Raw genomic sequence first — 12,237 nt, forward strand, 5'->3', positions numbered from 1 at the left:
TTTCCCCGCCCCGGCGGTGGAGAGTCCTGAGCGCGCGCGCTGAACAGAGAACTCCCTACGAACCGCCGGGCCTCCAAAGCCCGGCGGTTTTTTCATTTCCGAGGTGCAAAAGATGAACGCCAAAGTCTCTTCCGTCGAACCCGAAGCCCAGCGCTGGTACTCCCAGGACGACAAGACCAGCGCCACCGATGACGAGCGCATCCTGGACATCACGCCGCTGCCACCGCCGGAGCACCTGATCCGCTTCTTCCCCATCCGCGGTACGGCGATGGAGGGCCTGGTCAGCCAGACGCGCCAGCGCATCCGCAAGATCATGGGCGGCGAGGATGACCGGCTGCTGGTGGTCATCGGCCCCTGCTCCATCCACGACCCCAATGCCGCCATCGAGTACGCCCGCCGATTGAAGGCCCAGCGCGAGAAGTACGCCGACACGCTGGAGATCGTCATGCGGGTCTACTTCGAGAAGCCGCGTACCACGGTGGGCTGGAAAGGGCTCATCAACGATCCCTATCTGGACGAGAGCTACCGCATCGACGAGGGCCTGCGCATCGCGCGCCAGTTGCTGCTGGAGATCAACCGCCTGGGCGTGCCGGCCGGCAGCGAGTTCCTGGACGTCATCTCGCCGCAGTACATCGGTGACCTGATCGCCTGGGGCGCCATTGGCGCGCGCACCACCGAGAGCCAGGTGCACCGAGAGCTGGCCTCGGGCTTGTCGGCGCCTATCGGCTTCAAGAACGGCACCGACGGCAACATCAAGATCGCCACCGACGCCATTCAGGCCGCGGCGCGCGGCCACCATTTCCTGTCGGTGCACAAGAACGGGCAGGTCTCCATCGTCGAGACGCGCGGCAATGCCGACTGCCACGTCATCTTGCGCGGCGGCAAGACGCCCAACTACGACGCCCAGCATGTGGCCGCGGCCTGCGCCGACCTGGAGAAGTCCAAGCTGCCGCAGCGCCTGATGGTGGACTGCTCGCACGCCAATTCCAGCAAGCAGCACCAGCGCCAGCTGGACGTGGCGCGCGACATCGCCGGCCAGTTGCGCGACGGCAGCCGCAGCATCTTCGGCGTGATGGTGGAAAGCCACCTGAACGATGGCGCACAGAAGTTCACGCCGGGCAAGGACGACCCGACCGCGCTCGAGTACGGCAAGAGCATCACCGATGCTTGCCTGGGCTGGGACGCCTCGCTGGATGTGCTGGAGGTGCTGTCTCAGGCGGTGAAGGCCAGGCGCTGACACAATCCGGGTCATGCAAGCCCGGATCACTGTCATCTTCGAGACCGGCGCGCCTGTCGACATCGAGCTCGACGGCGCCGAGGTGCTGAGCTTCGATGCCGCTCGCCGCTGGCTGGACGAGGCCTTCGTGCGCCTGGAGTGCGAGCCGCTGCGCGGCTCGGGCAAGGTACTGCTGGCCGACAAGCTGATCCAGGTCGCCGCCGCGGCCGGCCCGGCCGGCTTTGCCGACCCGGCCTGGGCGCTGGACTACGCCCGCGCGGCGGCCGGCGCGCTGTCCAAGGCGCTCGTCAAGGTCGACGTGCCCCGGCTGGCCGTGTCCTACTAACCCCGACTTGAAACCTGCAGGCGCGGCCCCACTTCGGCCGCGTTGCGCTTTCTGAACCCACCCGCCATGACCAAGCAAACCCACGCCTTCCAGGCTGAAGTCAAGCAGATCCTGCACCTCGTCACGCACTCGCTGTACTCCAACAAGGAGATCTTCCTGCGCGAGCTGGTGTCCAACGCCAGCGATGCCTGCGACAAGCTGCGCTTTGAGGCACTGGACAACGCGGGGCTGTTCGAGGACGCGCCCGGCCTGGAGGTGCGTGTCAGCTTTGACGAGGATGCCAAGACGCTGACCATCAGCGACAACGGCATCGGCATGAGCGCCGACGAGGCTGCGGCCCACCTGGGCACCATCGCCAAGAGCGGTACACGCGAGTTCATGGCCAAGCTGGAGGGCGACCAGAAGAAGGACGCCCAGCTCATCGGCCAGTTCGGCGTGGGCTTCTATTCGGGCTTCATCGTCGCCGACCGCATCACCGTCGAGACCCGCCGCGCCGGCCTGCCCGCTGACCAGGGCGTGCGCTGGAGCAGCGAGGGCACCGGCGAGTACGAGATCGAGACCATCACCAAGGCCGGCCGTGGCACCGACGTCATCCTGCACCTGCGCGAAGGAGAGGAAGAGTTCCTGAAGACCTGGCGCGTCAAGTCCACCATCAGCAAGTACAGCGACCACATCTCGCTGCCCATCCTGATGAAGAAAGAGACATGGGACGCGGAGGCCGCCAAGCAGGTCGTCACCGATGAGTGGGAGCCCGTCAACAAGGCTTCCGCGCTGTGGAGCCGCAGCAAGAGCGACATCACGTCCGAGCAGTACGAGGAGTTCTACAAGCAGATCAGCCACGACAGCGAGGCGCCGCTGGCCTACACGCACAACCGCGTGGAGGGGCGTAGCGAGTACACGCAGCTGCTCTACATCCCGCAGAAGGCCCCCTTCGACCTGTGGAATCGTGACAAGCGCGGCGGCGTGAAGCTCTACGTGAAGCGCGTCTTCATCATGGACGACGCCGAGGCGCTGATGCCGGTCTACCTGCGCTTCGTCAAGGGCGTCATCGATTCGGCCGATCTGCCGCTGAACGTTTCCCGGGAGCTGCTGCAGGAAAGCCGTGACGTGAAGGCCATCCGCGAGGGGTCCACCAAGCGCGTGCTGGGGATGCTGGAGAGCCTGGCCAACAGCGAGGAGCAGGCCGACAAGGACAAGTACGCCGCCTTCTGGACCGATTTCGGCCAAGTATTGAAGGAAGGCATCGGCGAAGACCATCAGAACCAGGAACGCCTGGCCAAGCTGTTCCGCTTCGCGTCCACGCATGCCGACGGGAACGTCAGCCTGGCGGACTACGTCGCCCGCATGAAGGACGGCCAGGACGTCATCTACTACATCACCGCCGATTCGCTGGCCGCTGCCAAGCACAGTCCGCAACTTGAGATCTTCCGCAAGAAGGGCATCGAGGTGCTGCTGCTGGTGGACCGCGTCGACGAATGGATGCTGTCCCACCTCTACGAGTTCGACGGCAAGCAGTTGCAGTCCGTTGCCAAGGGCGCCGTGGATCTCGGCAAGTTGCAGGACGAGGACGAGAAGAAGAAGGCCGAAGAGACCGCCGAAAGCCTGAAGCCCCTGCTGGACAAGCTCAAGGAAGCACTGAAGGAGCGGGCCAAGGACGTGCGCGTGACGACCCGCCTGGTTGATTCGCCTGCCTGCATCGTCGTGGAGGAAGGCGACATGAGCGGCCACCTGGCCCGCCTCTTGAAGCAGGCCGGCCAGAACGCACCCGAAAGCAAGCCCACGCTGGAGATCAACGCCGAGCATGCACTGGTGAGGCAGCTTGAGGGCAGCGCTCACTTCGACGACCTGGCCCAGGTGCTGTTCGACCAGGCCGTGCTGGCCGAGGGCGGCCATCTTGAAGACCCGGCCGCCTATGTCCGCCGCGTCAACGCGCTGCTGACCGGCTGAGATCCCATCGGGGCCGGCCCGGCGTCGCGAGGCGATGCCGGGCCGATCGCGCTTCAGGGGCGTCCGGCGCGGTGCGCTGGCCTGTCCCGACCCCGGCGGGAGCAGGCCCTGAACACGTTCTTTACGTGGTTTTGTTACGGATTTGCTACAACTCCCCCGCAATTGGGCTTCCGCCCCGGCCAGCTCGCGGCTACCCTCCTAGGGTTTTTACCGAGTTTCGCGCTTCATGGTCCAGATTGAGTTCAGCGAGCCCGTCGCCGCCGTGCCGGCAGCCATGGTCACCCGCCGCCTGGTGCTGCGCCCGCCACGGGGCAGTGATCTGGACACTCTGTCGGCGTTGCATGCCGATCCTGCCGTGAACCGTTTCTGCGCCGCAGCCACGCCGCAGGGCGCGGCGGCGATCGAGGCGCAGCTGCAATGCTGGATTGCTCATTGGCAGGCCTACGGCTTCGGCCATTGGGCCATCGCAGAGCGCGAGCAGCCCGACCAGCTCATCGGCTTCGGCGGGCTGATGCACCGTAGCGTGGCCGGCCATACGGGCCTCTACCTCTACTACCGCATCACGCCCCAGGCCTGGGGCCGCGGGCTGGCGTCGGAAATGTCCCAGTACGCGATCTGCCAGGCGTTCGAGCAGCGCCATGAGGGTGCCATCGTTGCCGCGGTGCTGCCCAACAACGCGCCCACGCGCAAGACGCTTGAGGGCCTGGGCCTGCGCCTCAAGGGCGCGCTGGCCGACGGCCCTGGCAGCGCGGCGGCACTGCTTTACGAACTGGGTGCCGACCGCTGGGCGACGTTGCCCCGCAACGAGCCCGAAGTGGTGGCCTTCACGGCCTGATCCAGCGGCCAGACCGGCCGGGGCAGGTGCTTGTAGGGCAGGCGTCCCAGGTCGGACTGCAGGCTGCCCGGCGCGTCGGCGTACACCACGGCTGCGGCCATCGCGTCGAAGCCCGAGCGGAAATGCTGGGTCGACTTCACGACGACCAGCCGCCTGGCAACGGGGTCGATGCCCAGCTCCGTGAAGCACTCGGGCGAGAAGACCTGCTGGCGGATGCTGTTGAGCACGATGTCTATCCCCTGGGCGCGTACCGCCACCGCGGGGCCGAGGGGATCTGTGCCGCCCGGTGTCAGGCTGCGCTGGCGGGCGTCGGTACGGCAGGCCAGGACCTCGACGTCGAGGTCTACTGGGTCACCCGACATCGGACCCACCTTGCCGCCGATGCGCAGCGGCAGCCGCGCCCCGGAGCCGGCCGAGGTGGCGATCGCCACCGCCTGCGGGTCCCAGATCATCCCCAGGGCCACGTCGCGGACGCCGCGCTGCAGCAACTCGCGCAGCACGAAGGTGCTGTCACCGGCCGCGCCGCCGCCAGCGTTGTCGGATGTATCGGCCAGCACGACGGGGCGGCCGTCCGCGGACTGCATCGCCTCGATGGCCTCATCCAGCGCCGCGGGCAGCGGCAGCCGGTTGGCGCTGGCCCGCTCGCGCAGGTCGTAGAAAGCCTCGGAGAGCTCGCCAAGCAGCTGCGTGGCCGCCTTGGCAGCCGCCGGCGTGTCCTGGGCCAGTACCAGCACGGCCGCGCTGGTGTGCGGCGTGTCCGACCAGGGAAAGCCGTGCAGCGCTGACACCGAGACCACGCCCGGCACGGTCTGTTCGCAGGACTGCAAGCGTTGCACGAAGTCGCGCATCGGCGGCCGGGTCGTGCCGAAGATGCCGAGCATGGGCACGCGTCGCCACTGGGCTTTCAGGGCGGGCTCGCCGCGGACCATCGCCCTCAGCATGGCGTGAAGTTCCTCCCCGCGGGCGCCGTAGTCGATGTGCGGGTACTCCTTGCAGGCCACCAGCATCGCGCCGGACTCCACCATGGCCGGGCTGAGGTTGCAGTGCAGGTCCAGCAGGGCGCCGATGGGGATGGACGACCCGACCAGTGCCCGCATGCGTTGCAGCAGGTCACCCTCGCAGTCGGGATAGCCCTCGGCCAGCATGGCGCCGTGCAGCTCCAGCAACACGGCGTCCACCGCGCCCAGGCTGAGTGCGGCGCGCAGGTCTGCCAGCAACTCGTCACGCAGCCGCTCATAGTCGGTGCGGGAGAGCGGGCCCGAGGGCTGGGCCTGGGCGTACAGCCCCGGCAACAGCGTGTCGCCATGGCGTGCCGCCGCGGCGATGACGCCCACCAGGTTGGGTTGCGCCGCGATCTGCTGCAGGGCGCGCGGGTCGCTGCGCCGTATCAGCACCCCCTCGTGGAAGGACTGCACGCTGGTGGGCAGCGGCGAGAAGCTGCTGGTCTCGTGCACCAGCCCGCCAAGGAAGAGCCGCATGGGCCTGTCGTTCATGTCGGCCTCAGTAGTTCTGGTTGAAGCCGATCAGGTGGTGGCTGAGCGCCACGATCAGCAGCACCGCAAAGGCCAGCACCCAGGCGACCGCCAGCGCCTGGCTCCACCTGTCGCCGAGCTTGAGCACTTGGCGGGCATGCAGGCCTGCGGCGATCAGGCCGCCGATGGCGGATACCGCCATCGCCAGTTGCGCCATGGGCAGCAGCACCGACGCGTCGCCAAGGCTTTCCAGCAAGGCCACGACCCAGCCCCAGAGGCCCAGAGCCACCAGGGCCAGCACGCTGGCGCCCCGCACCCAGGTGACCTGGCGGGCGGGCGGCACGGCCACATGATGGCGGCGCCGCAGCACGGCGGCCACAGGCCACAGCAGCGCGGTCACCAGCAGCGTGACGACGGCCAGGCCCGTCAGGGCCAGCACGGTCGGGCTGGCCATGAAGGGGACGGGCTCGAAGATGAAGGCGAACACGAAGGGCTCCAGCCCCCAGTGCTTGACCTTGCCGTTCTCGACGACTGCCTGCAGGCGGCGCTTGCCGTGTTCTTCCTCCCAGAGATAGGGCCTCACCTCGCGGTAGGTGCTGCGCGCGCCGGCCAGGTCGATGGACAGGCGGCCATCCTCCAGGGCCTGTACCTTCAGCGGGCTCAGCAGTTGCAGCACCGACAGCCAGGTCGAGTCCTCGCGGCGCGTGTTGCGGTAGGCGCCGGCCATCTGCTGTGCATGCAGCCTGGCCGTGGCTTCGTCGACCTCCGGCTTGGTGGCCGGGCGCTGGTCGGGCAGGTAGCGGTCGGCGAAGGCCTCGAACAGCTTGTCGCGCAGCCAGGCACCCTGGCGCTCGTGTCCCGCGGCGTTGACCGACACATAGAGGCCGATCCCCTCGTCCACGAACAGCAGCAGGTCACTGTGAAAGAGCACCGTGTCGCCGCCGTGGGCCAGCACTCGGTGGCCGTTGATGTTCTGCTCGTAGAAGCCCAGGCCGATGCCCGACAGACCCGGCAGTGGCCGCGTGAGCTGGCCGTGCATCAGCTTGACCGTCTCGGGCTTGAGGACCTGCGAGTCGCCCAGCCGGCCCTGCTGCAGGAAGGCCAGCATGAAGCGGCCCATGTCGGCACCGGTGGATGACATGCTGCCGGCGGGTGGCATGCTGATGACCTCGAAGCCCTTGGGCTTGTCGTCCTGGGTCATGTAGCCCTGCGACATCTGACTCTTGAGGGCGTCGGGCAGCGGTTGGCGGAATGTGGACTGCCTCATGCCCAGCGGCCCGAAGACCTGCTGGTCCATATAGTCGTCGAAGGGCTTGCCGCTGACGCGCTGCACGATGTAGCCCGCCAGGGCGGTTGCGTAGTTGGAGTAGCCGGGCGTGCTGCCCGGGTCGTAGACATAGGGCGGGATGTAGCCCTTGAGCACGCGGCCGAGATCAGGCCCCGGCGTGTCATAGGTCAGCAGGTCGCGCGCCGTTTCCTCGAAGCCGGTCGTGTGCGTCATCACGTGGCGCAGCGTCAGCGCCTTGCCGTTGCGCCCCGGTATGGTGAAGTCCAGGTACTGGTTGAGGTCGGCATCCAGGTCCAGCTTGCCTTGCTCGACGAGCTGCATCACGGCCGTCCACGTGAACAGCTTGGACACCGAGCCGGGCCGGAAGAGGGTCTTGTGCGGGTCTACGGGGATGTTCCTGTCCCAGTCCGCCAAGCCATAGCCCTTTTGCAGCAAGGGCTGGCCGTCCTTGACGACGACGACTACGGCGCCCGGCACGCGCGCGGCACGCAGCGCGCTGGGCATCAGGCCGTCGATGAAGGCTTCGGCATCGACGGCGGTGAGGGCCGTGGCCGGCCTGGGTTGGGCATTGGCGGTCGGGAGGGCGCCGACCATGGCGGCCAGCGCGAGGGCGCGCAGGCTTGCGAACAGCTGCTTCATGTGGGTTCCTGCGTCAGAAGTTCAGGGTCAGGTTGGCGCCCACCGTGCGCGGGGCCGCCGTGGTGACGTTCAGCGGCAGGCCGAACGCGGTCAGTGCCGTGTCGGCAGCCAGGATGGCGCGCTTGTCGGTCAGGTTGCGGATGAAGGCGGAGAGCTGCCAGCGGCCAATCTCCATACCCCATTGCGCGTCCACCAGCGTGTAGGCCGGCTGGCTGAAGTTGGGTACCGAGCTGCCCACCGTGTCGAAGCCCGCGTTGCGCTGACCCACGCGCCGCACGCCGAGGCCGGCGTAGGAGGGGTAGTGGGCCAGGTCATAGGCGTAGCGCAGACCCAGCGTGTAGGCCAGCCGGGCGGTGTTGGGCATGCGTGAGCCGGCGGGGCCGAGGGCAGGGGCGTCCTCGGTCAGCTTCGGTGCAGTCCAGGCAAAGCTGCCGTCCAGGTTCCAGTGGGCGTCAAGCTTGTAGCGCGCCGCGAACTCCAGGCCGCGCACGCGTGCCTTGCCGGCGTTGACGACGATGGTGCTGGCGCCCACCGCCTTGGGTTGCTGCAGGTCGTTCCACTCGATGTTGAACAGGGCCGCCTCAAGGCTCAGGCGCTTGTCCAGCAGATCGGCCTTGTAGCCAAGCTCGTAGCTCCACAGCGTGTCGTGGCCGAAGGTGGTCGGCGTGCCTGGAATGACCTGGCCGTTGGCGTCGATGGCCGGCGAGTTCGGGCCACCGGGCCGGTAGCCGCTGGCGGCGCGGAAGTAGACGTTGCTCTGCTTGTCGATCGCATAGCGCAGCGTGGCGAGATAGGTCTTGGCGGTGTCTTCGCTGGGCGCCGAGGAGCTCAGCTGCTCGTTGATGAAGACGGTGTAGACCTGCTCGTTCTTGGCGACGCGGGCGCCAAGGGTCAGCGACCAGGTCGTATCGACGTTCCAGGTCAGGTCGCCGTAGAACGCGCGCTCGCGGTACTCCGAGGGCTGCCCGGTGGTGGTGAGCGTCATCTCGCCGCCGCCGCCCGCCACCTGCGCCCACAGGCGCTGGCCGACGTGGCCCCGCTCCTTGGTGTGGTAGTAACCCACCAGCCACTCGAGGGTGCCTCGCGCCGAGGTCAGGCGCAGCTCCTGCGTCTGCTTGCGCAGGCCATAGGCGTTGTCCAGCGCGACGAAGTCGAAGGCCGGGTTGTTGCCCAGCAGAGCCGTCGCATCCTGACCGGTGGCGCTGTCCAGGCGTTGCGTTGACGCGATGGCGTTGAGGCGTGCCCAGCTGAAGTCGTATTCGAAGTCGGCCGAACTCAGCCGGGTCTTGGTCTTGTAGGCCTCGCCCGTGTCGAGATGGCGAGTCATGTCGCCGTAGACGGGCTGGCCCTTGGCGGTGTCGTACTCGACGACGTTCAGGCCGTTGCGCTGGATCTCCTGCTGCGTATGGGCCAGGCGCAGCTTCATCCTGGACACGGGCTCGATCAGCACCGAGATCCGCGCGCCGCGCGTGTTGCCGTCGTTGATGTGCTCGCCCGCGGCCTTGCCGACGGACTTGATGTAGCCGCCCTCATGATCATTGAATGCCGACACGCGCAGGGCCGCCACGTCCTGGCTCAGCGGCACGTTGAGTACTGCATGTTCGGTGTGGCCCAGTGCGCCACTCCTGGCGCTGCGCAGGCCCACGCCCAGCTTTCCGGAGAACTGCGAGCTGTCGGGCTCGTGGGTCACGTACTTCAGCAGGCCGCCCATGGCACCCGCACCGTACAGCGTGCCTTGCGGCCCGCGCAGCACCTCGATGTGGCGCAGGTCCAGCAGCGACAGGTCCAGCGCCGTGTTGGCGCCTCCGACGAAGGCGCTACTGGAGCCGAAGGCCACCTCGTCCACGTACATGCCCACCGTCGCGATCTGCTGTTCGCCGACGCTGACGCCACGCATGGTCACCGCGCCGCGACCGGGGCCGCCGGACGTCTTCACGTCCACGCCGGGCAGGCCGCCCACGTAGTCGCTCAGCGACGCTGCGCCCGCGCGCTCCATGTTCTCGGCACCCAGTGTCTCCACGCGCAGCGGCACGTCGCGCACCGGCTCACGGCGGCGTGTGGCCGTGACGGTCACGACATCGAGCTTCTCGACGTCGGCCCTGGTGTCGGAGGCCGCGGCTGCCTGGGACTGTGCCCACAGTGGCCCCGCGCAGAGCGCGGCCAGGCCGGGCGCGATCAAGGCCGCGAGCTTGCGACGCTTGTGGCATCGGGGGCGTTCGGGCGGCGTGCCGAGAGGAGCGAAGTGGGTGGACCGGCTCATGGCATCTCCTGGATCAGGGGTTGGTTGCTTGATGAGCAAAGTTTCTATTTTGGAAAAATATTTCCCATTGGTGTAAACCTTAGATGAAATGAAGATATGGCTCAGGACAAGCGAGCAGGAGGCCCGAAGGCAGGCATGACCTAAGATGAATCGACACCCTCTCCACAGAGACATGGCCAGCTCCACCCCCTCTCCCGGCGACCACATCCGCAGCGTCCGCAAGCGGCTCGGCCTGACCTTGGCACAGGTGGGCGAACGCACGGGGATGGCGGTGTCCACGTTGTCCAAACTGGAAAAAGGCAACGTCTCGCTGTCCTACGACAAGCTGATGCTGCTCAGCCGTGGGCTGGGCGTGGACATGGCGGAATTGCTGCATGACGCGCAAGGCGCGCGCGCCGCGCCCAGTGGCGGAGGGCGACGCGTCGTGCACCGGGCGGGTGACGGCCAGGTCGTCGACACCCGGAGCTACAAGCAGACCTATCTCGCGGCTGAGTTGCTGAACAAGCGCTTCACGCCGCTGATCGCCGAGGTGCGGGCGCGCACGTTGGATGAGTTCAAGGCCGAGTTCGGCGACCTGATCCGCCATCCCGGCGAGGAGTTCGCCTTCGTCATCGAGGGGGACGTGGCTTTCCACTCGGAGCTGTATGCGCCGGTCATCCTGAAGCCGGGCGACTCCATCTTCTTCGACAGCGAGATGGGCCACGCCTATCTGAAAGCGTCTGAAGGCACCTGCAGGCTGGTGGCCACCTGCGCACCGCGTAGCGGCCACGGTGACGTGATGACCCAGCACTTTGTCGAGGCCTCGCAGCGCCTGGTGGTGCCGCAGCCGGCGGCCCCGGCCAAGGCGGTGCGGGCTGGGGCCCGGCCGAAGGCAAAGCCTACGCGGCTCTAGACGCTTCCACGCGCTGCAGCAGGGGGCGCAGGGCAAACAGTGCTGCTGCTGCTGCGCCGGTGATGACGCCAAGGACGACGAAGAAGCCTGCCGCGCCCAGCGACTCCAGGTGACGGCCCACGACGCCCGACAGCAGGTTGCCGCCGAACGAGGCAAGGAACCAGGCCGCAATGATGGTGGCTCCCATCCCCTTTGGCGCCAGCCGTGCGAACAGGCCCAGGCCCACTGGGAGGATGTAGAGCTCAGCCAGCGTGTAGACCACGAAAAAGGCCACCACCCACAACATGCTCACCGGCGCATTGCCGTGCGTGGCGGCCAGCAGCGCCAGCATCAGATAGGACAGCGCCACACCGGCCGCGCCCAGCGACATCTTCGTCAGCGATGACGGCTCCCGCCCGCGCTCCGCCGCGCGGCGCCAGCCTGCGATCACGAAGGGTGTGAACAGGAAGACGAAGAGTGGATTGAGCGACTGCATCCACGTGACCGGCACTGTGGTGCCCCACAGCGCGCGGTCCACGCCGGTCTCGGCCCAGACGGCCAGCGTGTTGCCGCTTTGCTCGTAGCCGCTGCGAAAGACAACGACGGCCAGGCCCACCAGCAGCAACGGCAGGAAGGCGCCGGTGGAGCGGCGCACCGCAGGGGCGGCGGGTGCCTCTACCGGGCGCGGCCGGTCCGGCGGCAGATGGCGTGCGCCCAGCACGTAGATGGCCAGGCCCACGCACATGCCGATGCCCGCGGCGCCGAAGCCCACATGCCAGCCGTAGACCTCGCCCAGGGTGCCGCACACCAGCGGTGCCAGCAGCGCGCCCAGGTTCACGCCGACGTAGTAGACGTTGTACGAGCCGCCGCGGCGCGGGTCCTTCTCGTCGTAGAGGTCGCCCACCTGGCTGGGCAGGTTGGGCAGGAAGAGGCCGTTGCCCAGAGCGATCAGCAGCAAGGCGGGAAAGAAGGCTGACTCGAAGGCCAGTGTGAAGTGGCCCAGCGCCATCAGCGAGCCGCCGATGAGGATGGCGCGCCGCCTCCCCAGCCAGCGGTCCGCGATGTAGCCGCCGAAGATGGGTGTCAGGTAGACGCCACCGGTGTACGCGCCGTAGATCAGCGAGGCGTCGGCCTGTGGGAGCTGCAGGTGCCGGATCATGTAGTAGATCAGCAGCGCCTTCATGCCGTAGAAGGAGAACTTCTCCCACATCTCGGTCAGGAACAGCACCACCAGGCCGCGCGGCTGGCCGAACCACTGCGCAGATGCTCGGGGTTGCAGGGAAGCGTCCACTCGATCTCCTTTGAACGGCGCCGGAGTCGCCGATTTCGCCATTGCCCAACGTTTTTCGTGATGGTACATTTA

The 12,237-nt window shown here is 67.5% G+C and carries 9 protein-coding genes; 5 read left to right on the top strand and 4 right to left on the bottom strand.

Annotation, left to right across the window (positions count from 1 at the left end):
• Nucleotides 1–112 precede the first annotated feature (112 nt).
• From QM732_RS01005 to QM732_RS01020, 4 genes are all read left to right on the top strand, one after another.
• Nucleotides 113–1,237, top strand: a complete 1,125-nt coding sequence (locus QM732_RS01005; RefSeq protein ID WP_415654354.1) for a 3-deoxy-7-phosphoheptulonate synthase — start codon at nucleotides 113–115, stop codon at nucleotides 1,235–1,237.
• Between the two features lie 13 nt (nucleotides 1,238–1,250).
• A complete protein-coding gene (locus QM732_RS01010) occupies nucleotides 1,251–1,562 on the top strand; it encodes a hypothetical protein (protein ID WP_415654355.1) in 312 nt (103 codons plus the stop codon).
• Between the two features lie 66 nt (nucleotides 1,563–1,628).
• Complete coding sequence (gene htpG, locus QM732_RS01015) at nucleotides 1,629–3,509, top strand: molecular chaperone HtpG (RefSeq protein ID WP_415654356.1); 1,881 nt, start codon at nucleotides 1,629–1,631, stop codon at nucleotides 3,507–3,509.
• A gap of 226 nt (nucleotides 3,510–3,735) precedes the next feature.
• Entirely contained in the window at nucleotides 3,736–4,344 is a 609-nt protein-coding gene (locus tag QM732_RS01020) for a GNAT family N-acetyltransferase (protein ID WP_415654357.1), read from the top strand.
• Here QM732_RS01020 and QM732_RS01025 read toward each other — a convergent pair.
• From QM732_RS01025 to QM732_RS01035, 3 genes are read right to left on the bottom strand one after another with little or no spacing between them, the layout of a single operon-like run.
• Nucleotides 4,272–5,837: a M81 family metallopeptidase gene (locus QM732_RS01025; protein ID WP_415654358.1), complete on the bottom strand. Its 1,566-nt coding sequence runs from the start codon at nucleotides 5,835–5,837 to the stop codon at nucleotides 4,272–4,274. The genes QM732_RS01020 and QM732_RS01025 overlap by 73 nt on opposite strands.
• A gap of 7 nt (nucleotides 5,838–5,844) precedes the next feature.
• Nucleotides 5,845–7,743, bottom strand: coding sequence for a serine hydrolase (locus tag QM732_RS01030; protein ID WP_415654359.1), 1,899 nt, complete (start codon nucleotides 7,741–7,743; stop codon nucleotides 5,845–5,847).
• Nucleotides 7,744–7,756: 13 nt separating this feature from the next.
• Nucleotides 7,757–10,003 carry a TonB-dependent receptor gene (locus QM732_RS01035; RefSeq protein WP_415654360.1) on the bottom strand — a complete coding sequence of 749 codons (2,247 nt, stop codon included), beginning with the start codon at nucleotides 10,001–10,003 and terminating at the stop codon, nucleotides 7,757–7,759.
• 172 nt (nucleotides 10,004–10,175) lie between these two features.
• Between QM732_RS01035 and QM732_RS01040 the strand changes: the two genes are divergently transcribed.
• Nucleotides 10,176–10,895 carry a helix-turn-helix domain-containing protein gene (locus QM732_RS01040; protein ID WP_415654361.1) on the top strand — a complete coding sequence of 240 codons (720 nt, stop codon included), beginning with the start codon at nucleotides 10,176–10,178 and terminating at the stop codon, nucleotides 10,893–10,895.
• On the opposite strand, the gene QM732_RS01045 is transcribed toward QM732_RS01040, so the two are convergent.
• A complete protein-coding gene (locus tag QM732_RS01045; RefSeq protein WP_415654362.1) occupies nucleotides 10,882–12,165 on the bottom strand; it encodes a peptide MFS transporter in 1,284 nt (427 codons plus the stop codon). The two genes, QM732_RS01040 and QM732_RS01045, sit on opposite strands and share 14 nt — an antisense overlap.
• Between the last annotated feature and the right edge of the window lie 72 nt (nucleotides 12,166–12,237).

Source organism: Roseateles sp. (genome assembly GCF_047654805.1).
Taxonomy (GTDB): Bacteria; Pseudomonadota; Gammaproteobacteria; order Burkholderiales; family Burkholderiaceae_C; genus Pelomonas.

Excerpts from the sequence above, each read along its gene's own strand:
- QM732_RS01005 (WP_415654354.1), top strand. The coding sequence starts at position 113 with ATGAACGCCAAAGTCTCTTCCGTCGAACCCGAAGCCCAGCGCTGGTAC.
- QM732_RS01010 (WP_415654355.1), top strand. The coding sequence starts at position 1,251 with ATGCAAGCCCGGATCACTGTCATCTTCGAGACCGGCGCGCCTGTCGAC.
- htpG (WP_415654356.1), top strand. The coding sequence starts at position 1,629 with ATGACCAAGCAAACCCACGCCTTCCAGGCTGAAGTCAAGCAGATCCTG.
- QM732_RS01020 (WP_415654357.1), top strand. The coding sequence starts at position 3,736 with ATGGTCCAGATTGAGTTCAGCGAGCCCGTCGCCGCCGTGCCGGCAGCC.
- QM732_RS01025 (WP_415654358.1), bottom strand. The coding sequence starts at position 5,837 with ATGAACGACAGGCCCATGCGGCTCTTCCTTGGCGGGCTGGTGCACGAG.
- QM732_RS01030 (WP_415654359.1), bottom strand. The coding sequence starts at position 7,743 with ATGAAGCAGCTGTTCGCAAGCCTGCGCGCCCTCGCGCTGGCCGCCATG.
- QM732_RS01035 (WP_415654360.1), bottom strand. The coding sequence starts at position 10,003 with ATGAGCCGGTCCACCCACTTCGCTCCTCTCGGCACGCCGCCCGAACGC.
- QM732_RS01040 (WP_415654361.1), top strand. The coding sequence starts at position 10,176 with ATGGCCAGCTCCACCCCCTCTCCCGGCGACCACATCCGCAGCGTCCGC.